Raw genomic sequence first — 24,964 nt, 5'->3', positions numbered from 1 at the left:
CCATGGCACATGCAGCGCAAATCAGAATCCCCGCCACCTACATGCGTGGCGGTACCAGCAAGGGTGTGTTTTTCAGTCTCCAGGACTTGCCCGTTGCGGCGCAGGTGCCCGGCGCCGCACGCGATGCCCTGCTGTTGCGAGTGATCGGCAGCCCCGACCCCTATGACAAGCAGATCGATGGCATGGGCGGTGCGACGTCCAGCACCAGCAAAACCGTGATCCTGTCCAGGAGCAGCCGCGCCGAGCATGACGTGGACTACCTGTTCGGCCAGGTCGCCATCGACAAACCCTTCGTCGACTGGAGCGGCAATTGCGGCAACCTGTCGGCGGCGGTCGGTGCGTTCGCCATCAGCGCCGGGCTGGTCGATGCCGCGCGCATACCGCACAACGGCGTCGCCGTCGTGCGCGTGTGGCAGGCCAATATCGGCAAGACCATCATCGCCCACGTGCCGATCACCGACGGCGCGGTGCAGGAAACCGGCGACTTTGAACTGGACGGCGTGACCTTCCCGGCCGCCGAAGTGCAACTGGAGTTCATCGACCCGGCGGCGGAAGAGGAGGGCGGTGGTGGTGCGATGTTCCCCACCGGCAACCTCGTCGACGAGCTGCAAGTGCCCGGCGTGGGGACCTTCAAGGCGACACTGATCAACGCCGGCATCCCGACGATTTTCATCGACGCCGCAGACCTCGGCTATACCGGCACCGAACTGCAAGGTGCGATCAACGGCGACCCCAAGGCCCTGGCGATGTTCGAGACCGTGCGCGCCCACGGCGCGTTGCGCATGGGCCTGATCAGCCACCTGGACGAAGCCGCCCAGCGCCAGCACACGCCGAAAGTCGCGTTCGTGGCGACGCCTGCGGATTATGTGGCGTCCAGCGGCAAGTCGATCAAGGCCGCCGACGTGGACCTGCTGGTGCGCGCGCTGTCCATGGGCAAGTTGCACCACGCCATGATGGGCACGGCGGCAGTGGCGATTGGCACCGCGGCGGCGATTCCCGGAACCCTGGTCAACCTGGCGGCAGGTGGCGTGGAGCGCAGCGCGGTGCGCTTCGGGCACCCCTCCGGCACCCTGCGCGTGGGCGCCGAGGCCAGCCAGGTGAACGGTGAATGGGTGGTCAAAAAAGCCATCATGAGCCGCAGTGCTCGGGTGCTGATGGAGGGCTTCGTGCGCATCCCCGGCGACGCGTTCTAGAGCCAATTTCGTCCCGAAAACTGCCGACTCCCCCTGTGGGAGCGGCTTGCCCGCGAACGCGCCGGGTCAGCCAACATCAATGGTTGCTGGACTACCGCCTTCGCGGGCAAGCCAGCTCCCACATTTGATCTTCGTTGCCTTGAGCAGCCTGTTTTTTACTCGAAACAGGTTGCTACTTACGACTCCTGAACAGTACGGAACTTCTTCCGGATAAACACCAATCAGGTAGCCATAAGACTTGCTCGAGCAGGCCTTGTGAACACCCACTACCTGAATCTTGGAAGGTACCTATGACCAGCGTAAATACTCAGTCACAAACGCCTTATACCGCCGGCTACGAAATGTCCCCCAATCCGGCGCCCATCCGTCGTGAGCACAGCGCTGAGGCCGCTGAATATTTGGCTGCTCCCCAGGATTCGACGCCGCCCCGTAGCCCCATGACGGCCCAGCAGCGCGGCCAATTTTCGGGTCACAGTGCACTGGTCAACACCGAGCAGGTGAAAGCCGCTGAACCAGGCCAGGTGACGAAACTGACCCTGCAAAACCAAGCGCTCAATGAGAAATTCAGCGCATTGGTCGCCAGGTTTGAGTCGATGATAAAAGGACTTCAGCAACAGATTGCCGACCTGACCCAGCAACTTGAACACCCGGAAAAAGCCACTCGGCAAACCCCTTTTGATAGTGGCAGCCAAGTCAGGAGTGCCGCAGTCGAGAGGGAGAACCTTGCTCGGACTCAAGATTCGACTCCCGTGCAACAGACACCCATGCAAGAGTCACCGCACACGCAGTCGCCGCAGTCGCTGCAGACTCCTGGTCTCGGAGCACTGAGCAGCCAAATCAATCAGTTTTACCAGCAGGTCGATGACGCACTCAGGAAGTTCGCGGGATTGCTGATGGGGCTGAGTCAACAAATTGATGGTTTGTTTCAAAAGATCAGCGGCACGGGTGCCTCCCCCAACGATACTCCGACCATGCCGGTGGATAACCACATGACCACTGAGTCGGACAGCATGCAGCCTCAAGCACCCGCCGCCAGGCAAAGCGAAGAAACGCTTCCGGCCACCCAGCCAGCAACGTCTGAGACCCGCACCATCGAAGAACTGAAGAGACAAAACGAGCAGCTCAACACCCACCTTGATAACGCGGCACAGGCTTACGAGCAATTCATTGCACAACTTCAGCTGAAAGTTGACAGCTTGAGTCAGCAAGTCATTCAACAAAAGAAATAGGCTCCAGCACCCCGCCCGCCGGTATAGGAGTTACCTCCTGCACTTGGCGGCGTCAGTACCGATATTCATTCGAACCGCAGTATCACCCGACGGTTGTGCTTGCTCTTCTTCTCGATTTTCTCGCAGAACACCCGGCCGATCTCGTCGGTGTTGGCCACATGGGTGCCGCCGCACGGCTGGATATCCACGCCGGCGATGTCGATCACCCGCACCGAGCCCTGAATCACCGGCGGCGCGACTGCCTGGGTACGGGTGATCTGCAGCAGCGTGGCGTATTCCGACGCAGGCATCGACAGCGTTTTTACCTCGTGGGCCTGTTCGATCAGTGCGTTCAGGTCGCGGGTGATGCTGTCCTTGTCCAGGGTCATTTCCGGCAGGTCGAAATCCAGGCGGCCCTTGTCTGCGCTGATGCTGCAGCCGGTCACCGGCGCATCGATGATCGAGCACAGCAGGTGCAGGCAGGTGTGCATCTTCATGTGCAAGTAGCGCCGATCCCAATCAATTTCCGCCTCCACCTGGACGCCGGCGATCAACTGCGCGGGACACTGGTGCACCTGGTGCCAGATGATCGCGCGCGATACCGGGTCGCGCACGGTGCCGATCACGTCGACGCGCGTGCCATCGGCCAGGATGAAGCGGCCGGTATCGCCCGGTTGTCCGCCGCCGGTGGGGTAGAACAGTGTGTGCTCCAGGGCGATGCCGTGTTCGCCGACGGCCCTTACCCGGGCGCTGAACGTGTTCTGGTAGGGCGCGCTGTCGAACAGCGCCAGGGTTTCCATGGAGTGCACAGACATGTTCAACCTCCGACGATCAATGGGCTGGCCTGCAACACCGAGCGCACCATCGCACTCAAGCCCGGCGGGGACAGCAGGGTGATTTCAAACTCCGGCCCGCAGACTTTCAGGTTCAGCGGCAGGCGCGGCAGCGGGTTGTTCGGTTCGGTGCGATGCAGGCGAAATTGCAGGTGGTGGCGCTCCTTCATCGTGGGCTCCAGCATCAGCCCCGGCAACGGATGAAAGTCGGCGTCCAGCACCGTGACCTTGTGCCCGGCGGTGATTTCACCGACCACATGCAAGCGCTCCTCGAGGGCGAATGCGCCGAGGTAGGTGCTGTGCTCGGACGCATCGTTCTTCTGCATCTGGATCTGGTTGACCACCTTGACCTTGGTGCCCGCCGGCACGTCCTGAGTGATCACGCAGGCCGGGCTGATAAACACATTGTCGCCAATCAGCACGTAGCCCAGCACCCGTGCGCCGGAGCCGATCTCGACGTTATTGCCCAGGCGCGGGTGGCGCTTGCCGTCGGGGTTGTTGGCGATGCCGCGCGCGCCAAGTGTCACGCCACAGAGGATGTAGCAGTCGTTGCCGATTTCGCAGGTTTCGCCGATCACCGTGCCGTAGCCGTGGTCGAGCACAAACCGCCGGCCGATGCGTGCCGCCGGGTGAATGTCGGCGCCGGAGAGCATCTTGCCCTGGTTGCTCAACTGCGAGGCGATGTGCGCAAACGCCTCATCCGTCTGGTCCGGGAAATTCCACACACGGTGCGCGAGCCGGTAGTACAGCACCGCCTTGAACGAGGCGTAGGACTCCAGGATCAACTCGCCGCGCCCGCGTGAAGCCGGGTCGCGGCTGGCGTAGGCGATCAGGTCTTCGGCCACCGCCTGCGCCGCGTCCTGGATCAATGGCGCCAGGTGCGGTTCCAGCTGCTTCATCTGCGCCGGCGTGAGCGTCTTGATGAGGTGCGTGAGCAGCTCATCGTGCAGCAGTTGCATGTCGATAAAGCCCCCCATGGAGCCACCTCCGCAGTCTGGATAGTTGGAAGGCCGGTTACTCGAAGTTGGGCAGGTAGCTGTCGGCATTGTCGTAGACCAGGGTCAGCACCACCGTTTCAGGCGGCAGTTCGGGGGCGAGTTGGGCGATGGCGACCAGATTGGCGGCCGAGGACAGGCCCAGGCTGATGGCGTCGGTGCGCATGATGCGTTTGATCATGTCGACGCACGCCCGGTGCGAGACCTTGAGCATGCCGTCGATCACGTCCAGGTTGAGGATGCTCGGGATCAGGCCGATCGACAGGCCCTGAATGTCGTGCGGCGCATGCCGGTCCTTGAGCAGGTCACATTCTTCGGGCTCCACGCCCATCACGCGCAGGCCCGGCCAGGCGGCCTTGAGGGTTTCGCCGATGCCGGTGATATGGCCGCCGGTGCCGATGCCGCTGACGAAATAGTCCGCACGCAGCTCACCGAAGTCGCGCAGGATCTCCGGCGCGGTGGTGTCGCGATGGGTCTGCGGGTTGGCGCCGTTGCGTTGCTGGTTAAGCATCACGTAGTTGGGGTTTTCCAACTGCAACTCCATGCATTTCTCGCCGTGGGAGTTGTTGCCCAGGCGGCTGTCCGACAACACCACCCTGGCGCCGTAGAGGCGCAGCAGTTTCTGTTTTTCCGGGCTGTAGTTGTCGGGAATCACCAGCACCACTTTGTAGCCCAGCACATTGGCGGCCATCACCAGGCCGATGCCGGTATTGCCGCCGCTGGGTTCGATCAGGGTTTGCCCGGAATCACGGATCAGCACACCACGGCGTTCGGCGTCGAGGATCATGCCCAGGGCGATGCGCGCCTTGTGGCTGCCACCGGGGTTGAGGGATTCGAGCTTGGCGTAGACCTCGATGCCGAGGTCTTCGGAAAACTGCGCCAGGCGCACAGTCGGCGTGTGGCCGATGGCGTCGATAATCGAGTTATGCAACATCGCTCTGCCCCCCCGCTCAATACAACGGCATGTCGGGTTCGACGTCGCGCACCCAATGCTTCATGCCGCCCTGCAGCACCCTGGTGTTGGCAAAACCGGCGGCCAGCAGGGTGCTCGCCGCCTGCTCGGCGCGGGTGCCGGCGTAGCAGATCAGGTAATGGGTGTTGTCGCGGCTCAGGCGGCCGAGCTGCGAATCCAGCTCGTCGAGGGGAATGTGCACCACGCCCGGCAGCTTGCACACCTCCAGTTCGCTGGCATCGCGCACATCCACCAGCACATCGGCGCTGTTCGGGTGTTCCAGCACTTGCTTGAGGACGTGCGGCTTGATGTAGCGCTCCTCGGCGAGGCACGGCTGGGGCGCCACGGCGTCGGCGCAAACTGCCGGGGCGACGGTGTGGCTGTGGCGCTGGGCGGAGCAGCACGGGCAATTGGCGCGGCGCTTGAAGCGCACCTCAGTGAATTTCATCGCCAGGGCATCGAAGCGCATCAGGCGCCCGGACAACGGCTCGCCAATGCCGATTAGCAGCTTGATCGCCTCGGTGGCCTGGATCATCCCGACCACCCCCGGCAGCACGCCGATCACCCCGCCGGCGCTGCAGTTGGGCGCCAGTTCGGCTGGCGGTGGGCTGGGAAACAGGCAGCGATAGCACGGCCCGCCCTGGTAGTTGAACACGCTGATCTGCCCGTCGAAGCGGTAGATGGCGCCGTACACCAGCGGCTTGTCCAGCTGTACGCAGGCGTCGTTGACCCGATAGCGCGTGTCGAAATTGTCGGTGCCGTCGATCACCAGGTCGTAGGCGCCGACCAGCTCGAGGGCGTTATCGGCATTGAAGGTGGTGTCGTGGGTGTTGATCCGGATATGGCTGTTGAGGTCCTGCAGGCGCTGTTTGGCGGATTCGACCTTGGACATGCCCAGGCTGCTGTTGCCGTGAACGATCTGGCGTTGCAGGTTGCTGCTTTCCACCACATCAAAATCCACCAGGCCCAGGGTGCCGACGCCGGCGGCGGCCAGGTACAGGCTGATGGGCGAGCCCAGGCCTCCCGTGCCGATGATCAGCACCCTGGCCTTTTTCAGCTTCAACTGGCCTTCGCGACCGACGCCGGGCAGGGTGATGTGCCGCACGTAGCGTTGCACTTCTTCATTGCTCAGCGCGTCGACGTCCATGCCGCCGGAAGTGGCGAGCAGCACATCGATATGGGCTTTTTCCGGCAGTGGCTCGTCGGCGTCGATCAAGGCTTCTTCGGCGGTGAACAGAAAATGTTCCTTGAGCTGGTTGTTGTTCTCGTGAAACAAGTGTGCGCGCAGCTGCGGGTGGCGGCTGCACAGGTTTTCCATGACCTCGCGCAATGTCGATCCGGCGCCCTCGAGGGTCGACTCCGGCAACTTGGCCACGCGAACCAGAATGTCGGGGAAAGAGACAGCGTTCATGGACAGCTCCGCATGCAGGTCGTTGAAAGGGGTGAGGGCGAAATGCTTGCCATCCCAGGCAAACAGCTTGGAACCCTGGGCCTGGCCCTGACGGACGTCGACCACCAGATAACTGACCGGGTGGATCGGTTCGCCCATGAACAGCGCCTTGTCCTGGTCTTCATCGCTGAAATAGGCGCCGACATCCGGGTGCGAGTGGTAGATCACCACCACCGGGTTATCGCTGCGCAATGCCTTGTTCAGCAGCAGGGTGTCGGCCACGGCAAAGGTGTAGCCATTGGCCGCGCTGCGTGGGTACATCTCGGGGTTTTTGCGGTGCAGTTCGTTCTGGATATTGCAGCCCGGGTACACGCTGCCATCGGCGAAGACGAAACCGCAGCACTCTTCGGGGTAGCAGCGGCCGGCGTGGGCGTAGATTTGTTCCAGGGCGGTGGGACGAAGGACATCCATGTTGCTCTCGCGTCGTGGTGGGCGGCTCAATTTTTCTTGGCCAGGAATTTTTCGATGGGCAGCTTGGTGATCGCAAAACCGGCCAGCAGGACTGCCGAGTAGAGCATCAGGTCACGGGACAGCGCCACGCCCTCGTACCAGGCGCCGATGATCACCGCGAACACCGGGAAGATAATGAACACGAACGACAGGATGATCGGGCTCAGGCGCTTGAGCAGCATGAAGTACACGATGAAACCGCCCACCGATGCCACCAGCCCCAGGTAGAACAGCGCGCTCCAGGAGCGCAGGGTGATGTCTTCGAACGTCGGCGTTTCAAACCACAAGCCGGCCACGAACAGCATCAGGCCGGCAATCCCGATGGGCAGGGTGTTGTAGGTGATCACGCTGATGGCGCTGCCTTTTTGCTTGGTAATCACATAGCACAACGCATGCATGATCGCGGCGCCGAGGATCGCCAGCACCCCGAAGAACTCGGCGTGGTCCAGGTGCAGGCCCTGGCTGCGGATGATCATGTAGAGACTGCCGAAACCGATTCCAATGCCGACCACCTGGGAAAAGTAGATGCGCTCGCGCAAAAACAGCGCGGAAAAAATCAGGATGAACACCGGCATGCAGCTGAACAGCAGGGCGGTGAGGCCCGACGAAACATGCATCTCGCCGTAGTTGAGCAGGTAATACGGAATACTGAAGTAGGACAGTGTCACGAATACGAAAAACCAGCGGCTCTCCCGAGGAAACAGGATCGGCTCGCGGCGCACCCTGGCAAAACACAGGAACAGCGGGAATGCGATCAGAAAGCGCAGGCCGGCGGACGTTAGCGGTGGCACGCTTTCCACCGCGATCTTGATACCCAGCCACGTGGTCCCCCAGCTCAGGCACACGATAAGAAACATCACACTGGTGACCAGGCCGGGCAACCACTGTTTGGGTGTTTTGGTTTTGGCGGTGTTTTCGAGAACAGCAGACATTGGCATCGTTTATTGCTTCCCTGAGCCGACATTGAACTCTATATTGAGCGTGTAACAAGCGGTAAAAATCGGCGATTGAACCCGTAAAAGCACACTATTAGGGCGAAAGATGACTGTCAAAACAAATATTGACATGGTGTCAATTATGCGTGAGGGGTTGTCCAACGGACAGGGTGTCAAGTACAAGCGCCTGTCCGATGTCATGGAGCGGGGCATCCTTGAAGGCTTGATTGAACCGGGACGAAAACTGCCGCCCCATCGGGTGCTTTCGGACAATCTGGGCGTCACCATCGGCACCATCAGCCGCGCCTACGGCGAGCTGGAACGTCTGGGGCTGGTGGTGGCGCGGGTCGGTGACGGCACCTTCGTGCGCAAGCGCGGGATGGAGCGCCAGCGCGATGAAGGCTTTCGCAATGTCAGCGAGGAGCCGCGCCAGTACTTCGACATGAGCCGCAACATGCATATCCCCGGGCAGGAGACGGTGTTCCTGGCACAGAGCTTCCAGACCCTGTCGACCAACGCCAAGTTTCTCCAGGAGATCAGCGCCTACACCCCGGACGCGGGCCTGCCGCGTTACCGCGAAGCCGGTGCGCAGTGGTTGGTACAGCGCGATTTCCATCCGATTCCCGAGCAGGTCATCTGCGTGAATGGCGGTCAGCACGGTTTGCTCTGCGCCATGATGGCCCTGCTGCGGGCCGGCGATACGGTGGTCACCGAACAGCTGACTTATCCGGGGTTGATCACGGCGTCACGCATGCTCGGTATCCGCCTGATCGGCCTGGAGATGGATGAGGAGGGTGTGCTGCCGGGCGCGCTGGATGAACTCTGTCGTAATCACCGAATTTCGGCGTTGTACTGCACACCCACGATTCAGAACCCTACGACGTCAGTGTTATCGGTGGCGCGCCGCGAAGCGCTGGCCAGAGTCTGTCGCGAACACAATCTGTTGATTCTTGAGGATGAGGCCCACGGCGTTCTGGTGGAAGACCGGCCGCCGCCTCTCAGCTATTTCGCGCCCGAGCGTACGATTTTGATCAGTAGCCTGAGCAAGGCGGTGTCAGCCGGGTTGCGCGTGGGTTATGTGCATGCGCCGCCCGCGCTGGTCAGCCGCATTTCTGCCGCCTTGCGCTCCACCTGCTGGATGGCCACGCCAGTGACCCTGGAGTTGGCCACCCAGTGGATCGAAAACGGCACGGCGGAATACCTGTTGCGTCAACAGATCAGTGAGATCAGCCGGCGCAAGGCGCTGGTGGAGGATTTGCTGGCTGGCCTGGCTTACCGTACTCACCTGAATAGTCCGCACTTCTGGATCGAAGTGCCGGAGCCCTGGCGCGCGTCGGAAATAGAAGCCGAACTCAAACAGAACAATTACCTGATCGCCACCGCAGAAGCCTTTGCGGTGGGGCAGACGGCGGTGCCGCAGTTTATTCGGGCGAGTATCTGTAACACGTCCGGGGATGATCAGTTGTTGCGGACGGGGTTCGATGCGTTGGCAACCGCGCTGGGGCAGGGTGGCGGAAGGTTTCATCTGTAAGGCTGATCAGGCTTTTTGTGGGAGGGGGCGTTGATTACTTGAACCTGCGCTCCACCCCTTTCTCCACCAGAATCTTTGCCGAAATTTCTTCCACCGAGAAATGCGTGGAATTGATATGCGCAATATTCTCGCGCCGGAACAGATTTTCCACTTCACGCACCTCGAACTCGCACTGCGCGTAGCTCGAATAGCGGCTGTTGGGCTTGCGCTCGTTGCGGATGGCGGTCAGGCGGTCCGGGTCGATGGTCAGGCCGAACAGCTTGTGCGAGTGCGCGCGCAGGGCGGCGGGCAGGGTCAGGTGTTCCATGTCGTCTTCGGTCAGCGGGTAGTTGGCCGCGCGGATGCCGAATTGCATGGCCATGTACAGACAGGTTGGCGTCTTGCCGCAACGCGACACGCCCACCAGGATCAGGTCAGCCTTGTCGTAGTAGTGCGTGCGTGCGCCGTCGTCGTTGTCGAGGGCGAAGTTGACCGCCTCGATACGCTCCATATAGTTGGAGTTATGCCCGATGGAGTGGGACTTTCCTACCGAATAGGAGGAGTGTTCGCTCAGCTCCTGCTCCAGCGGCGCGAGGAAGGTGGAGAAGATGTCGATCATGAAACCATTGGAGGTCGCAAGAATCTCACGAATGTCCTGATTGACGATGGTGTCGAAAATGATCGGGCGGCAGCTGTCTTTTTCAGCCGCCAGATTGATTTGTTGTACCATGGCCCGCGCTTTATCCACGCTGTCTATATAGGGCCGGGTGAATTTGGCGAAGGTAATGTTTTCGAACTGCGCGAGCAGGCTTTGGCCCAGGGTTTCGGCAGTAATGCCAGTGCCATCGGAGATAAAGAAAGCAGATCGTTTCATTTGAGCCCTGGGCCTTAAGCTGATGGCGAATCTTGGATATGATAGGCGCGATTTTGCTGTCCCGCAGTGGGCCGCATTCTCACTTATTTTCCAGGCCCAGGCCACAAGCGCTGGCGAATGCTCCTACTGAGCCGTCGGCGTCCATGAGCTTTTCCAACACAGAAAGTGGAGAGATCACCTTGGTAGAGTACGTAGTTTCCCTCGATAAGCTCGGCGTCCATGATGTAGAGCACGTAGGGGGCAAGAACGCATCCCTCGGCGAGATGATCAGTAATCTTGCAGGCGCAGGTGTGTCGGTGCCCGGTGGTTTCGCCACCACGGCCCAGGCGTACCGTGATTTCCTCGAGCTGAGCGGCCTCAACGCTCAGATCCACGCCGCGCTGGACGCTCTGGACGTCGATGACGTCAACGCCCTGGCCAGAACCGGCAGCCAGATCCGCCAATGGATCATGGAGGCCGAGTTCCCTGAAAAGCTCAACGAAGAAATTCGCACCGCCTTCGCCACCCTGTCGGCCGGCAATCCGGACATGGCCGTCGCCGTGCGTTCCTCGGCCACCGCCGAAGACTTGCCCGACGCCTCCTTTGCCGGTCAGCAGGAAACCTTCCTGAATATCCGTGGCGTGGAAAACGTGATCCGCGCGGCCAAGGAAGTGTTTGCCTCGCTGTTCAACGACCGCGCCATTTCCTACCGCGTGCACCAGGGTTTCGACCACAAGCTGGTGGCCCTGTCTGCCGGCGTGCAGCGCATGGTGCGTTCGGAAACCGGCACCGCCGGCGTGATGTTCACCCTCGATACCGAATCGGGCTTCCGTGACGTGGTGTTCATCACCGGCGCCTACGGCCTGGGCGAAACCGTCGTACAGGGCGCGGTCAACCCGGACGAATTCTACGTGCACAAGCACACCCTTGAGGCCGGTCGCCCGGCCATCCTGCGCCGCAACCTGGGCAGCAAGGCGATCAAGATGATCTACGGCGACGAGGCCAAGGCCGGTCGTTCGGTCAAGACCGTCGATGTGGACAAGGCCGAGCGCGCGCGCTTCTGCCTGAGCGACGCGGAAGTCAGCGAGCTGGCCAAACAGGCGATGATCATCGAAAAGCACTACAAGTGCCCGATGGACATCGAGTGGGCCAAGGACGGTGACGACGGCAAGCTGTACATCGTGCAGGCTCGTCCGGAAACCGTGAAGAGCCGCACCTCGGCCAACGTCATGGAACGTTACCTGTTGAAGGAAACCGGTACCGTGCTGGTGGAAGGCCGTGCCATCGGCCAGCGCATTGGCGCGGGCAAGGTACGGATCATCAAGGACGTGTCCGAGATGGACAAGGTTCAGCCGGGTGACGTGCTGGTCTCCGACATGACCGACCCGGACTGGGAACCGGTGATGAAACGCGCCAGCGCCATCGTCACCAACCGTGGCGGGCGTACCTGCCACGCGGCGATCATCGCCCGTGAGCTGGGCATCCCGGCGGTCGTGGGTTGCGGCAATGCCACCCAACTGTTGAAAGACGGCCAGGGCGTGACCGTGTCCTGCGCTGAAGGCGACACCGGTTTCATCTTCGAAGGCGAGCTGGGCTTCGACATCAAGCAGAACTCCATCGACGCCATGCCCGACCTGCCGTTCAAAATCATGATGAACGTCGGCAACCCGGACCGCGCCTTCGATTTCGCGCAGTTGCCGAACGCCGGTGTGGGCCTGGCCCGCCTGGAGTTCATCATCAACCGCATGATCGGCGTGCACCCCAAGGCCCTGTTGAACTACGACGGGCTGCCGCTGGACATCAAAGAGAGCGTCGACAAGCGCATCGCCGGCTACAACGACCCGGTGGGCTTCTATGTCGACAAGCTGGTGGAAGGCATCAGTACCCTGGCGGCGGCGTTCTACCCGAAAAAGGTGATCGTGCGCCTGTCGGACTTCAAGTCCAACGAGTACGCCAACCTGATCGGCGGCAAGCTCTACGAGCCGGAAGAAGAAAACCCGATGCTGGGCTTCCGTGGTGCCTCGCGTTACATCAGCGAAGCCTTCCGCGACTGCTTCGAGCTCGAATGCCGTGCGCTCAAACGCGTGCGCAATGAGATGGGCCTGACCAACGTCGAAATCATGGTGCCGTTCGTGCGCACCCTGGGCGAGGCGAGCCAGGTGGTCGACCTGCTGGCCGAAAATGGCCTGTCCCGTGGCGAAAACGGCCTGCGCGTGATCATGATGTGCGAGTTGCCGTCCAACGCCATTCTGGCCGAAGAGTTCCTGGAGTTCTTCGACGGATTCTCCATCGGCTCCAACGACCTGACCCAGTTGACCCTGGGCCTGGACCGCGACTCGGGGATCATCGCGCACTTGTTCGACGAGCGTAACCCGGCGGTCAAGAAACTGCTGGCCAACGCCATCCAGGCCTGTAACAAGGCCGGCAAGTACATCGGCATCTGCGGCCAGGGCCCGTCGGATCACCCGGACCTGGCCAAATGGCTGATGGAACAGGGCATCGAAAGCGTCTCGCTGAACCCTGACTCGGTGCTGGAAACCTGGTTCTTCCTCGCCGAAGGCCAAGCGTCCGCTTAAGATCGCAACGTCAAAAGTGCCGGTCACCCGTTGCGGATGACCGGCATTCTTATCTGTACAGGGCGGGAATCCTCGCGGACGCCGCCCTTTTTTGTGCAAGAGCATTATGCAAAGCAGCAGCAATCTGTTTCCCGTCGCCCTGATCAGTGCTGAACGTCGTGGCGACCTGAGTGAAGACGTGTATCGCCTCAAACCCGGTAACAGCCCCGACGGCACCGTCGAGCTGGCAGTGACCCGTCTGGGCCTGGCCGATGTCCCGGAAAACCGGGGCATTGCGGTTATTTTGTTGCACGGCAGTTTTTCCAACCGACGTTTCTGGTACTCGCCCAAGGGCATCGGCCTGGGCGCCTACCTGGCGCGCCAGGGGTTTGATGTGTGGATCCCGGAAATGCGCGGCCACGGGCTGTCCAGGCGCAATCAGGACTATGCGAAAAATCGCGTGGCCGACTATGCGCGTTACGATTTGCCGGCCATCGGCGCGTTCGTGCGTGAGCAAAGCGCGCAGACGCCGCATTGGATCGGGCATTCCCTCGGTGCCATCACCCTGGCTGCCGCCCTGGGCGCGCGCCACCTGGAAGCATCGGCGGTGGCGTCGGCGGCGTTGTTTGGCTGTCAGGTCAGCCGCACGCACTGGCCGTTGAAAATCCCGCCGGTGGAGTGGGCAGGTCGCTGGTTGCTCAAGCGCTTTGCCCATGTGTCCGGACCACGTTTCAAGCGCGGGCCCGAGGACGAGCCCGCCGGCGTGATGATCGAGGCGTTGCGCTGGAACGGTCTGTTTGGCCGGTTTGGCGATGCTGATGCCGACTGGTGGAAGGGCCTGGCCCAGGTCGATGTGCCCTTGCTGGCGGTGAGCGCCGCGGGCGACGAGCAAGACCCGGACTGGGCCTGCCGCCAGCTGTTCGAACAAGTGGGCAGCGAACATCGCCAATACCTGTGCCTGGGGCGTGGGCAAGGGTTTACCGGGGATTTCGGGCATGTGGAAATGCTTGTCAGCAAGGCCGCGCAGGCTGAAGTCTGGCCGTTGACGGCGCAGTGGCTGAAAGATCCGCTGACACCGTTGTCCGCTGCCCGGCCCGAGCTGATGGCCACGGCTTGATCCGGGGCTTTTCGCTGATCTGCGGTTGCGGCTAAGCTATGACGCGTTAAACGCTTCTGGTCATATTCAGTCGCTGCTGCGCGCTTGCGTTGCGGCGAAACGGATGGGATGTTGCGTACCTGCGAGGCAGACGCTTCTTTCCAAAGACAGCTTTTTGACGCAAGGGACTCTTTTCATGATCCATTACGTAACCCCTGACCTGTGCGATGCCTACCCCGACCTGGTGCAGGTGGTCGAGCCGATGTTCAGCAACTTCGGCGGACGCGATTCCTTTGGCGGCGAAATCGTCACCCTCAAATGTTTCGAAGACAACTCGCTGGTCCGGGAGCAGGTTGACCTGCCGGGTGCCGGTAAGGTGCTGGTGGTCGACGGTGGGGGGTCGCTGCGTCGCGCATTGCTGGGCGACATGCTCGCCGAAAAAGCCGCAAAGAATGGCTGGGAAGGCATGCTGATCTACGGCTGCATCCGTGACGTCGACGTGATCGCCCAGACCGATCTGGGTGTGCAGGCCCTGGCCAGCCACCCGATGAAGACCGACAAGCGCGGCATCGGTGACCTGAACGTGGTGGTGACCTTTGCCGGCGTCACATTTCGTCCGGGCGAATACATCTATGCCGACAATAACGGTGTGATCGTGTCGCCCAGTCCGCTGAAGATGCCTGAATAAACCGCAATAGCCGACAGGGGTGAGGATGTTCGAGGAAGAAAACGCGCAATGGGGGCTGGTGCATGCCCTGGTGCTGGACGGTAAAGGCGGCGCGCGTTCGATTGCCCGGACTGAACTGGATGACCTGCAACTGCAGCCGCGGGAAAGCCTGTGGCTGCATTGGGATCGCAGCCATCCGCAAACCCGCACCTGGCTGCGCCAATCCAGCGGATTGAGCGAGTTCGCCTGCGACCTGCTGCTGGAGGAGAACACCCGTCCACGCCTGTTGCCGTTGCCGGACGCCGAGCTGTTGCTGTTTCTGCGCGGGGTCAACCTCAACCCGGGTGCCGAACCGGAAGACATGGTCTCGGCGCGCATCTTCGCCTCTGCCAGTCGTGTGATCTCCCTGCGTTTGCGCCCATTGCGCGCGACTGATGAGTTGCTGGTGCAACTGGCGGAGGGCAAGGGGCCGAAAAATACCTCTGAACTCATCCTTTATATGGCGCAGTACCTGACCAATAAGGTGCAGGATCTGGTTACCGACCTGTCTGAAATCGTCGATTCAGAGGAAGAAAAACTCGATGCCGACGAACGGTATACTCCGGAGCATGGCAGTATCCTGCAGATCCGTCGCAGAGCCGCTGGATTGAAGCGATTCCTGGCGCCGCAACGGGATATTTTCGGTCAGCTCACGCGGATCAAGTTGTCGTGGTTCTGTGACGACGATGCCGACTACTGGAACGAATTGAACAACAGCCTGACCCGCTACCTGGAAGAGCTGGAATTGACCCGGGAGCGCGTGGGGCTTGTACTTGAGGCCGAGGACCGCCGCTTGAGCGTGCGCATGAACCGCACCATGTACCGCTTCGGAATCATCACCGGGATTTTCCTGCCGATGAGTTTTCTCACTGGTCTGCTGGGTATAAATGTGGGGGGAATTCCTTTTTCCTCCAGCCCCTATGGATTCGCGATTGCGTGCCTGTTGATGGTGTCGGTGGCGCTCGGGCAATGGTGGTTGTTTCGACGCTTGCGCTGGGTTTGACCTGAATACGAGCTGAACGTAGGAAGGGTCGGATGTGACCTCAGGAATTTAACCCTCGTCTTTTAATTCACTTGCGAGAGGTCTTTTATGCACGATCCGTTTGAACAGTCTTTGCGTGACATGCTGAATGCTTCGCCATCCAACCGTGATGACGATGCCTGCCTGGGCCGCGTATTGAAAACCGCCAACCGTCAGGTTGGGGCGGGAGACCTGTTCGGGCTGCTCGGGCGTTGGGTGCCGGCGTTGATGATGGCCCTGAACAACGGTTCGGCCCACGTATCCCCGGTTTCCCGTGGCAAACCTCTTGCTCGCACTGATAAGGCTGATTGAACATGGAACTTGATCTCTGGACCCAGAGCCTGGTCACCGCGATGACGGCATTGTGGACCAAGGTGGCGAATTTCATTCCCAACCTGTTTGGTGCCCTGGTGCTGGTGCTGCTGGGGTTTGTCGTGGCCAAGCTGCTCGACACGCTGTTGTCCAAGCTGCTCGCGAAACTGGGCCTGGATCGCTTGATGGCAGGCACCGGCCTGACCAAGCTGCTGGGGCGCGCCGGGCTGCAAGTGCCGATCTCGACCTTGATCGGCAAGATTGTCTATTGGTTCGTTTTGCTGATATTTCTGGTTTCGGCGGCGCAATCCCTTGGACTTGAGCGAGTTTCAGCTACGCTCGACATGCTGGCGCTGTATTTGCCCAAGGTTTTCGGCGGCGCGCTGGTATTGCTGGTAGGCGTTTTACTCGCACAACTGGCCAATGGGCTGGTACGCGGGGCCGCCGAAGGCGTGGGGCTGGACTATGCTGCCGGCCTGGGGCGAATCGCTCAGGGGCTGGTGATCATCATCAGTATTTCGGTCGCGATCAGCCAGTTGGAGGTCAAGACCGACCTGCTCAACCACGTGATTGTGATTGTTTTGATTACCGTTGGTCTGGCAGTTGCGCTGGCCATGGGGTTGGGAAGCCGGGAAATTGCCGGTCAGATTCTTGCGGGAATCTACGTGCGTGAGCTGTATCAGGTAGGGCAAAATGTGCGTGTAGGCGAGGTCGAGGGGCAAATCGAGGAGATCGGTACCGTCAAAACGACAGTACTGACCGATGATGGCGAGCTGGTGTCGCTGTCCAATCGGATACTCCTTGAACAGCAGGTCAGTAGCCGCTGACCCGGCACCCTGCTAATGTACGCCGCCGCGAACCCGGCTTGCCGGGCCGTAGCGGACATTGACCTGACTGTCGGCACGACTTGTTTTGAATAAAGCTCAAACGCTGTCCACGCGCTATGACCCCCGTGAGCTCTCTGATGAGGAGCTGGTCGCGCGTGCACATACGGAGCTGTTTCACATCACGCGCGCCTATGAAGAATTGATGCGCAGGTATCAACGCACTCTGTTCAACGTTTGTTCAAGGTATTTAGGGAACGATAGAGATGCGGACGATGTCTGTCAGGAAGTGATGCTAAAGGTGCTGTACGGCCTCAAGAACTTCGAGGGCAAATCGAAGTTCAAGACCTGGCTCTACAGCATCACGTACAACGAGTGCATCACGCAGTATCGGAAGGAACGGCGAAAGCGTCGCTTGATGGACGCCTTGAGTCTGGACCCCCTTGAGGAAGCGTCTGAAGAAAAGGCGCCGGCACCCGAGGACAAGGGCGGACTCGATCGCTGGCTGGTGTATGTGAACCCGATCGATCGGGAGATTCTGGTGCTGCGATTCGTCGCAGAGCTGGAGTTCCAGGAGATCGCTGACATCATGCACATGGGTTTGAGTGCTACAAAAATGCGGTACAAACGTGCTCTAGATAAATTACGTGAGAAATTTGCGGACGAGACTGAAACTTAGTGCGTGGCAAATATCTCTTACGTGTAGGCAAGTTCTGTTAGACTTGTCGCCGAGTTGTCCCCCGGTTTGTGGGACTGCTTTACAATCACCAGATGGGGATTTAACGGATGAAACTGAAAAACACCTTGGGCTTGGCCATTGGTTCTCTTATTGCCGCAACTTCTTTCGGCGTTCTGGCACAAGGCCAAGGCGCAGTTGAAGGCGAGCTGTTCTACAAGAAGCAGTACAACGATAGCGTCAAGCACATCGAAGACGGCTTCAACCCAGGCGCTCGCATTGGTTACTTCCTGACCGACGATCTGTCCTTGAACTTGTCCTACGACAAGACTAACCACACCCGTTCGAATGACGGTACTGGTAGCCAGAAGATCAAAGGTGACACTGGCAGCCTCGTGGCCCAGTACCACTTCGGTCAGGCCGGCGTTGACAGCCTGCGTCCATACGTTGAAGGCGGTTTCGGCCACCAGAGCCGTGGCAACGTGCAAGCTGACGGCCACAGCGGTCGCGATCAGACCACTTTCGCCACCGTCGGTACCGGCGTGAAGTACTACTTCACCAACAACCTGTACGCTCGTGCCGGTGTTGAAGCTGACTACGGTCTGGACAACGGCAAGTGGGACTACTCCGCACTGGTCGGCCTGGGCGTGAACTTCGGCGGTAACGCTGGCGCAGTCGCTCCAGCTCCTACCCCAGCACCAGCTCCAGAGCCAACTCCAGAGCCAGAAGCTCCAGTTGCTCAGGTTGTTCGTGTTGAGCTGGACGTTAAGTTCGACTTCGACAAAGCCGTTGTTAAGCCTAACAGCTACGGCGACGTGAAAAACCTGGCCGACTTCATGGCTCAGTACCCGTCCACCAACGTAGAAGTTGCTGGTCACACTGACTCCGTAGGTCCAGATGCTTACAACCAGAAGCTGTCCCAGCGTCGTGCTGACGCTGTTAAGCAAATCCTGGTTAAAGACGGCGTGGCTCCTAACCGTGTAAATGCTGTAGGTTACGGCGAATCCCGCCCAGTTGCTGATAACGCAACTGAAGCTGGTCGCGCTGTTAACCGTCGCGTAGAAGCGTCGGTTGAAGCTACCGCTCAGTAATTACTGAGTAGTAGAAAAAAGCCCGGCTCAGGCCGGGCTTTTTTTCGTCTGCAATTTGCCTCAGGCGCTGGCGGCCACTGCGACATAAGCTGCCTGTTCAGCCGCTGCAACCCTGCCAATCACCAGAATCGCCGGGCTCTTCAACGCGAAAGCCTGTGCATCTTCCTGCATGCGCGACAGCACGCTGCGGCACTCGCGTTGCTGGGGCAGCGATGCATTCTCGATCATCGCCACCGGCATATCCGCCGTCATGCCGCCGTCCAGCAACTGCTGGCGTATTTCTTCCAGCTTCGCCACGCCCATATACACCACCAGCGTCGTCCCGCCTTCCGCCAGCGCGCGCCAGTTCAGGCGGCTGTCGTCCTGTGTATGCGCCGTGACCAGCGTTACGCCACGGCTGATACCGCGCAACGTCAGCGGGATATCGCAGTTAGTTGCGCCTGCCAGCCCCGACGTAATCCCATTGACCACCTGGGCCTCGATCCCGCGCTCGCGCAGCCACATGGCTTCTTCACCGCCGCGTCCGAAAATGCACGGGTCGCCGCCTTTGAGCCGCACCACACACTTGCCCTGACGCGCGTAACGCAGCATCAAACGGTGGATGAAATCCTGCGGCGTTGAACGACAGCCGCCGCGCTTGCCCACCGTAATCACCCGCGCATCGCCGCAATGTTCCAGCACCGCCGGGTTGACCAGATCGTCAATCAGCACCACATCGGCCTCGTTCATCGCCCGCACCGCCTTCAGGGTCAACAGCTCCGGATCCCCCGGCCCTGCGCCTACCAGCCAGACTTTTGCGCTCATATTCCTGTCCTCACACACTGATAGCGATTGGCTGCGGATGGCTGACCAGCAGACGTTTGATTTCCGGCACACAGGAGCCGCATTGCGTGCCGCATCCCAGGGACTGCTTGAGTCCATCCAGGTCCAGACCCTGGGCAATACCGGTACACACCGCGTTTTCACTGACGTTCATGCAGTTACACAACACCTTGCTGCTTGCCGCCGCACCGCCGGGCGCTGCGCTCAAGGGCGCGAGTAGCCAGCGGCGCAACTGCTCATCGGTGCGGCCTTCCAGCCACAGGTTCTGCAGCCAGTGGCGGGCGAGGGTTTCACCGGCCAGACGTACGGCCGTGATGCGGCCTTTTTCGATCTTCACCCGCTTGCCGATCGAGCGGCGCGGGTCGTCGTAGGCCATCACCGGGCCGTCGTGCAGGCCCAGCAGTTGGTCGATACGGGTCAGCAGCTCAAGCTCGGGCGCTGCGGTATGTGCCGCGCGTACCAGCAACGCCGGCCGTTCCCGCCCGGCCAGGCTCAGGCTCACATAGGCAAAACCTTCGCACAGCGGGCGCAGGGCCTCGAAGTGTTGCTGCACATCGCCCTCGATCAGCGCGAACAGCTGCCATGGCAACTGCACCGCCTCCAGGCGCACGCCGCTGTGCTTGAGTTCAGGTTGTTTTGACAGCGGGTCGAACGCCGGCTGGGTGAGGGTATTCACGCCGCCCTTGAGAAACCGGTCGCCCCAGTGCATCGGCAGGAAGGCCTGGCCGGGGCGTACGCTGTCATCACTGCTCACGGCAACGATCACATTGCCGCGCCGGCTTTTGAGGTTCACCAGGTCGCCTTCCTTGAAGCGATGACGACGCAGTTCATCGGGGTGCAGGCTCAGCAGCGCTTCGCTCGCATGCCCGAACAACTGCGCCGCCGTGCCGGTGCGGCTCATGCCGTGCCACTGGTCACGCAGGCGCCCGGTAATCAGGGTGAGCGGGAAGCGCGCGTCGCGCTGCTCCTTGGCCGCACGATAAGGGTCGGCGATAAAGTGCGCGCGCCCCCCGTCGGTCGGGAAAACCCCGTCGGTATACAGACGCGAGGTGCCGCTGCGCGCGCCCATGGGGAACGGCCACTGCTGCGGCCCCAGTTCGTCGAGCAGGGCATGACTGATACCCGACAAATCCAAATCACGCCCACGGGTCAGCAGCTTGAACTCATCAAAAATCTGCGCCGGATGCTCGAAGGCGAACAGGCTCGGCAGCCCCGGGCGCAGTCGCTGTTCCAGGCGTTGGGCGAAATCCACGGTGATTGCCCAGTCCGGCCGTGCTTCTGCGGGTGGGGTGATGGCGCTGCGTACGTGGGAAATACGCCGTTCGGAGTTGGTCACCGTGCCTTCTTTCTCCCCCCAACTGGCGGCCGGCAAAAGCAGGTCGGCGTAGGCGGCGGTCTCGGTGGTGCGAAAAGCTTCCTGCAACACCACGAACGGGCAGGCTGCCAGGGCGGCGCGCACAGCGGTCTGGTCCGGCAGCGATTGCGCGGGGTTGGTGCACGCGATCCACAACGCTTTGATTTTACCGGCCTGCACCTGCTCAAACAGCTCAATGGCCGTCAGCCCGGTCGGCTCCGGCAACGCATCGACGCCCCAGTAAGCAGCGACCTCTGCGCGGTGTTCAGGGTTGGCGGCTTCCCGATGGCCCGGCAACAGATTCGACAAGCTGCCGGTTTCGCGCCCGCCCATGGCATTGGGCTGGCCGGTCAGGGAGAACGGCCCACAGCCCGGCCGGCCAATTGTGCCGGTGGCCAGGTGCAGATTGATCAGCGCGCTGTTTTTAGCGCTGCCGGCGGTGGACTGGTTGAGCCCCATGCACCACAGCGACAGAAAGCCAGGGGAGGTGCCTACCCATTCGGCGCACAGGCGCAATTGTTCGACACTGATCCCGCACAGCTGCGTGACCATCTGCGGCGTGTAGTCATGCACCAGGCGCTTTAGCTCCGCCAGTCCGTCGGTATGGGCCTGGATAAAGTCGCGGTCGATCCAGCCTTCCCACAACAACAGGTGCAAGATTCCATGGAACAGCGCCACATCCGTGCCCGGCAGGATGGCCAGGTGCATGTCAGCCAATTCGCAGGTGTCGGTGCGCCGGGGGTCGATCACCACGACTTTCATCTGCGGACGCCGCGCCTTGGCTTCCTCCAGGCGTCGGAACAATACCGGATGGGCGTAGGCCATGTTGCTGCCGACGATCATCACGCAGTCACTGGTGTCGAGGTCTTCATAGCTGCAGGGTGGCGCGTCGGCGCCCAGGCTGCGCTTGTAGCCGACCACCGCCGAGGACATGCACAGCCGTGAATTACTGTCGAGATTGTTGGTGCCCACCAGCCCCCGCGCCAGTTTGTTGAAGCTGTAGTAGTCCTCGGTGAGCAGTTGCCCGGAAATATAGAAGGCCACGCTGTCCGGCCCGTGTTCGGCGAGGGTGTCGGCAAACACGTTGGCCGCGTGGTCCAGTGCGGTATCCCAGCTGGTGCGGCTACGGGCCAGGCCTTTGCCCAGGCGCAACTCCGGGTACAACGCGCGCGCGCTCAGGTCGCCCGTCAGGTGCAGGCTGGCGCCTTTGCTGCACAACTTGCCGAAATTGGCCGGGTGGCTCGGGTCGCCCTGCACACCGAGGATCTGCGTGCCGTCATGCTCGATCAGCACGCCGCAGCCCACCCCGCAGTAGCAGCAGGTGGACGCGGTGACCTGGCGGTCCATCAACCGGCGTCCCGCAGGGCCAGCATCACCCGGCCGTTTTCGACACGGGCGGGATGATGGTGGGCGCAGCCGATATCCGGCGCCTGGGCTTCGCCGGAGGCCAGGTCGATCTGCCAGTTGTGCAGCGGGCAGGCCACGCGTTTGCCGTAGATCAGGCCTTGGGACAGCGGGCCGCCCTTGTGCGGGCAGCGGTCGTCGAGGGCGAAGACTTCGTCGTCACTGGTGCGAAAGATCGCGATGTCGCCTTTGGGCCCGTTGATGATGCGTGAGCCCAGTGCGTTGATGTCGTCGAGGGCGCAAATATCCAGCCAGTTCATGCCTGCACCTCCAGGTGTTTGACGGGGATCACCTCGAATTCCTTTTTCAGCAGCGGCTGTTCAAGCCGTTCTTTCCACGGGTCCTGCTCGAATGACAGCGAGAATTGCAGGCGCTCGTTCAGCGCCTTGCGCCGTGCCGGGTCTTCCAGCACGGCCTTTTTGATGTGTTCCATGCCCACGCGCTGCAGGTAATGCACGGTGCGCTCCAGGTAGAAGGCTTCCTCGCGGTACAGCTGCAGGAACGCGCCGTTGTACTCACGCACCTCGTCGGCGGTTTTGAGCTTGACGAAGAACTCCGCGACTTCGGTCTTGATGCCGCCGTTGCCGCCGATATACATCTCCCAGCCGGAGTCGACGCCGATGATGCCGACATCCTTGATGCCGGCTTCCGAGCAATTGCGCGGGCAACCGGACACCGCCAGCTTGACCTTGTGCGGCGACCACATGTTGAACAGGTCGTGCTCAAGCTCGATGCCCAGTTGCGTCGAGTTCTGCGTGCCGAAGCGGCAGAACTCGCTGCCCACGCAGGTTTTCACGGTACGGATGGATTTGCCGTAGGCGTGGCCGGACGGCATGTCGAGGTCCTTCCACACGCCGGGCAGGTCCTGCTTTTTGATGCCGAGCAAGTCGATGCGCTGGCCGCCGGTGACCTTGACCATCGGCACGTTGTACTTGTCGGCCACGTCGGCGATGCGGCGCAGTTCCGAAGGGTTGGTCACGCCGCCCCACATCCGTGGCACGACAGAGTAGGTGCCGTCTTTCTGGATGTTGGCGTGGGCCCGTTCGTTGATCAGGCGTGACTGCGGATCATCCTTGGCTTCGCCAGGCCAGGTGGAAATCAGGTAATAGTTCAGCGCCGGGCGGCAGGTCGCGCAGCCGTTGGGCGTGCGCCAGTTCAGGTAGCTCATGGTGCCAGCGATGGTCAGCAGGTGCTTTTCGCGGATGGCCTGGCGGATTTGCCCGTGATTGAGGTCGCTGCAGCCGCAGATGGCTTTTTCGCTCTTGGGTTTTACATCGGCCGCGCCACCCACGGTGTTGATCAGGATCTGTTCCACCAGGCCCACGCAGGAGCCGCAGGAACTGGCGGCCTTGGTGTGTTTTTTCACCTCATCGACACTGAACAGGCCTTGTTCCTGGATCGCCTTGACGATGGTGCCCTTGCACACGCCGTTGCAGCCGCAGACTTCAGCGCTGTCGGCCATGCTCATGGCCTTGTCCTGGCCCTGATGGCCGACATCGCCCAGGGCGTTCTCGCCGAACATCAGGTGATCGCGGATCTCGCCGATGGCATGGTTCTCACGGATCTGGCGGAAATACCAACCGCCATCGGCGGTGTCGCCGTACAGGCAGGCGCCGACCAGGATGTCGTCCTTGATCACCAGCTTTTTGTACACGCCGCCGATCGGGTCGGAGAGGGTGATGGTCTCGGTGCCTTCGCCGCCCATGAAGTCGCCGGCGGAAAACAGGTCGATGCCCGTGACTTTCAGCTTGGTCGAGGTGACCGAGCCCTTGTAGGTGGCAAAGCCCAGTTGGGCCAGGTGGTTGGCGCAGACCTTGGCCTGTTCGAACAGCGGCGCCACCAGGCCGTAGGCAATCCCGCGATGGCTGGCGCATTCGCCGATCGCATAAATACGCGGGTCGTAGGTTTGCATCGTGTCATTGACCAGAATCCCACGGTTGCACGGGATGCCGGATTTTTCCGCGAGTTCGGTGTTGGGCCGGATGCCGGCGGCCATCACCACCAGGTCGGCGGGGATGATGTCGCCATTCTTGAACTGCACCGAGCCGACCCGGCCATTGCCAGCGTCGTGCAGGGCCTGGGTGTGTTCGCCCAGGCGAAAGACCAGGCCACGGCTTTCCAGCTCGGTTTGCAGCAGTTGACCACTGGTCTTGTCCAACTGGCGCTCCAGCAACCATTCGCCGATGTGCACCACGGTTACATGCATGCCGCGCAGCATCAGGCCGTTGGCGGCTTCCAGGCCGAGCAGGCCGCCGCCGATGACTACCGCGTGTTTATGGGTTTTGGCGGTGTCGATCATGGCCTGGGTGTCGGCAATGTCGCGATAGCCGATCACGCCCTGCAAGGTGTTGCCGGGGATCGGCAGGATAAACGGCGTGGAACCGGTGGCGATCAGCAAACGATCGTACTCGGCCTCGGTGCCGTCATCGGCGATGACTTTGCGCTTGACCCGGTCGATCTGCACCACCTTGCGGTTGAGCAGCAGCTTGACGTTGTTGTCCAGGTACCAGTCCAGGTCGTTGAGCACGATCTCTTCGAAGGTCTGTTCGCCGGCCAGCACCGGCGACAGCAGGATGCGGTTGTAGTTGGTGTGGGGCTCGGCGCCGAACACGGTGATGTCGTAGAGTTCGCTGCTCAGCTTGAGCAGTTCTTCAAGGGTACGAACCCCGGCCATGCCGTTGCCGATCATCACCAATTTGAGTTTTTTCATGTCGCTCTCCGACC

The 24,964-nt window shown here is 61.1% G+C and carries 21 protein-coding genes; 11 read left to right on the top strand and 10 right to left on the bottom strand.

Going from position 1 to position 24,964, the window contains the following annotated elements; all coding sequences use genetic code 11:
- The first annotated feature begins 2 nt into the window (after positions 1 to 2).
- Both prpF and RHM60_RS08990 read left to right on the top strand, forming a co-directional pair.
- A complete protein-coding gene (gene prpF / locus RHM60_RS08995) occupies positions 3 to 1,193 on the top strand; it encodes a 2-methylaconitate cis-trans isomerase PrpF (protein WP_322214226.1) in 1,191 nt (396 codons plus the stop codon).
- 290 nt (positions 1,194 to 1,483) lie between these two features.
- Positions 1,484 to 2,422, top strand: a complete 939-nt coding sequence (locus tag RHM60_RS08990) for a hypothetical protein (protein WP_322214225.1) — start codon at positions 1,484 to 1,486, stop codon at positions 2,420 to 2,422.
- Positions 2,423 to 2,487: 65 nt separating this feature from the next.
- Here RHM60_RS08990 and RHM60_RS08985 read toward each other — a convergent pair whose 3' ends face one another.
- From RHM60_RS08985 to RHM60_RS08965, 5 genes are read right to left on the bottom strand one after another with little or no spacing between them, the layout of a single operon-like run.
- Positions 2,488 to 3,216 carry an alanyl-tRNA editing protein gene (locus RHM60_RS08985; protein ID WP_322214224.1) on the bottom strand — a complete coding sequence of 243 codons (729 nt, stop codon included), beginning with the start codon at positions 3,214 to 3,216 and terminating at the stop codon, positions 2,488 to 2,490.
- A 2-nt stretch (positions 3,217 to 3,218) separates the two neighbouring features.
- Positions 3,219 to 4,211 (bottom strand): serine O-acetyltransferase, encoded by a 993-nt coding sequence (locus RHM60_RS08980; RefSeq protein ID WP_209983776.1) that lies wholly within the window; start codon positions 4,209 to 4,211, stop codon positions 3,219 to 3,221.
- A 37-nt stretch (positions 4,212 to 4,248) separates the two neighbouring features.
- Positions 4,249 to 5,163 (bottom strand): PLP-dependent cysteine synthase family protein, encoded by a 915-nt coding sequence (locus RHM60_RS08975; RefSeq protein WP_209983774.1) that lies wholly within the window; start codon positions 5,161 to 5,163, stop codon positions 4,249 to 4,251.
- A gap of 16 nt (positions 5,164 to 5,179) precedes the next feature.
- Positions 5,180 to 7,042, bottom strand: a complete 1,863-nt coding sequence (gene moeB, locus RHM60_RS08970) for a molybdopterin-synthase adenylyltransferase MoeB (protein WP_209983772.1) — start codon at positions 7,040 to 7,042, stop codon at positions 5,180 to 5,182.
- A 26-nt stretch (positions 7,043 to 7,068) separates the two neighbouring features.
- Entirely contained in the window at positions 7,069 to 7,962 is an 894-nt protein-coding gene (locus RHM60_RS08965; protein WP_209990459.1) for a DMT family transporter, read from the bottom strand.
- A 160-nt stretch (positions 7,963 to 8,122) separates the two neighbouring features.
- On the opposite strand from RHM60_RS08965, the gene RHM60_RS08960 reads away from it, so the two are divergent.
- Positions 8,123 to 9,547, top strand: coding sequence for a PLP-dependent aminotransferase family protein (locus RHM60_RS08960; protein WP_231421446.1), 1,425 nt, complete (start codon positions 8,123 to 8,125; stop codon positions 9,545 to 9,547).
- Between the two features lie 34 nt (positions 9,548 to 9,581).
- Here RHM60_RS08960 and RHM60_RS08955 read toward each other — a convergent pair whose 3' ends face one another.
- The gene (locus tag RHM60_RS08955; RefSeq protein WP_231421447.1) at positions 9,582 to 10,400 is read right to left on the bottom strand and encodes a pyruvate, water dikinase regulatory protein; all 819 of its coding nucleotides are present in this window, start codon (positions 10,398 to 10,400) and stop codon (positions 9,582 to 9,584) included.
- Positions 10,401 to 10,579: 179 nt separating this feature from the next.
- Between RHM60_RS08955 and ppsA the strand changes: the two genes are divergently transcribed.
- The 8 genes from ppsA (at position 10,580) to RHM60_RS08915 (ending at position 18,660) form a co-directional block, all read left to right on the top strand.
- A complete protein-coding gene (ppsA, locus tag RHM60_RS08950; RefSeq protein WP_057009261.1) occupies positions 10,580 to 12,955 on the top strand; it encodes a phosphoenolpyruvate synthase in 2,376 nt (791 codons plus the stop codon).
- A 106-nt stretch (positions 12,956 to 13,061) separates the two neighbouring features.
- Complete coding sequence (locus RHM60_RS08945) at positions 13,062 to 14,051, top strand: alpha/beta fold hydrolase (protein ID WP_209983768.1); 990 nt, start codon at positions 13,062 to 13,064, stop codon at positions 14,049 to 14,051.
- A 178-nt stretch (positions 14,052 to 14,229) separates the two neighbouring features.
- Positions 14,230 to 14,718: a ribonuclease E activity regulator RraA gene (gene rraA / locus RHM60_RS08940; RefSeq protein WP_209990456.1), complete on the top strand. Its 489-nt coding sequence runs from the start codon at positions 14,230 to 14,232 to the stop codon at positions 14,716 to 14,718.
- Positions 14,719 to 14,743: 25 nt separating this feature from the next.
- Positions 14,744 to 15,739, top strand: coding sequence for a zinc transporter ZntB (locus RHM60_RS08935; RefSeq protein ID WP_322214223.1), 996 nt, complete (start codon positions 14,744 to 14,746; stop codon positions 15,737 to 15,739).
- Positions 15,740 to 15,826: 87 nt separating this feature from the next.
- Positions 15,827 to 16,069, top strand: coding sequence for a CrfX protein (locus RHM60_RS08930; protein WP_209983764.1), 243 nt, complete (start codon positions 15,827 to 15,829; stop codon positions 16,067 to 16,069).
- 2 nt (positions 16,070 to 16,071) lie between these two features.
- Complete coding sequence (locus RHM60_RS08925) at positions 16,072 to 16,896, top strand: mechanosensitive ion channel family protein (protein ID WP_209983762.1); 825 nt, start codon at positions 16,072 to 16,074, stop codon at positions 16,894 to 16,896.
- A gap of 85 nt (positions 16,897 to 16,981) precedes the next feature.
- Entirely contained in the window at positions 16,982 to 17,572 is a 591-nt protein-coding gene (gene sigX / locus RHM60_RS08920; RefSeq protein ID WP_209983760.1) for an RNA polymerase sigma factor SigX, read from the top strand.
- Between the two features lie 107 nt (positions 17,573 to 17,679).
- Positions 17,680 to 18,660, top strand: a complete 981-nt coding sequence (locus RHM60_RS08915) for an OmpA family protein (protein ID WP_322214222.1) — start codon at positions 17,680 to 17,682, stop codon at positions 18,658 to 18,660.
- Between the two features lie 60 nt (positions 18,661 to 18,720).
- Here RHM60_RS08915 and cobA read toward each other — a convergent pair whose 3' ends face one another.
- The 4 genes from cobA to nirB are packed head-to-tail and all read right to left on the bottom strand — an operon-like array spanning position 18,721 to position 24,950.
- The gene (cobA, locus tag RHM60_RS08910) at positions 18,721 to 19,464 is read right to left on the bottom strand and encodes a uroporphyrinogen-III C-methyltransferase (protein WP_209983758.1); all 744 of its coding nucleotides are present in this window, start codon (positions 19,462 to 19,464) and stop codon (positions 18,721 to 18,723) included.
- A 10-nt stretch (positions 19,465 to 19,474) separates the two neighbouring features.
- Positions 19,475 to 22,183, bottom strand: a complete 2,709-nt coding sequence (locus tag RHM60_RS08905) for a molybdopterin-dependent oxidoreductase (RefSeq protein ID WP_322214221.1) — start codon at positions 22,181 to 22,183, stop codon at positions 19,475 to 19,477.
- Complete coding sequence (nirD, locus tag RHM60_RS08900; RefSeq protein ID WP_003230326.1) at positions 22,183 to 22,500, bottom strand: nitrite reductase small subunit NirD; 318 nt, start codon at positions 22,498 to 22,500, stop codon at positions 22,183 to 22,185. The genes RHM60_RS08905 and nirD overlap by 1 nt, the downstream gene beginning before the upstream one ends.
- Complete coding sequence (gene nirB, locus RHM60_RS08895) at positions 22,497 to 24,950, bottom strand: nitrite reductase large subunit NirB (RefSeq protein WP_322214220.1); 2,454 nt, start codon at positions 24,948 to 24,950, stop codon at positions 22,497 to 22,499. The genes nirD and nirB overlap by 4 nt, the downstream gene beginning before the upstream one ends.
- Between the last annotated feature and the right edge of the window lie 14 nt (positions 24,951 to 24,964).

The organism is Pseudomonas sp. MH9.3 (genome assembly GCF_034354675.1).
GTDB lineage: Bacteria > Pseudomonadota > Gammaproteobacteria > Pseudomonadales > Pseudomonadaceae > Aquipseudomonas.
The sequence above is the reverse complement of the archived record's forward strand: the minus strand, read 5'-3'. Positions and strand labels throughout refer to the sequence as shown.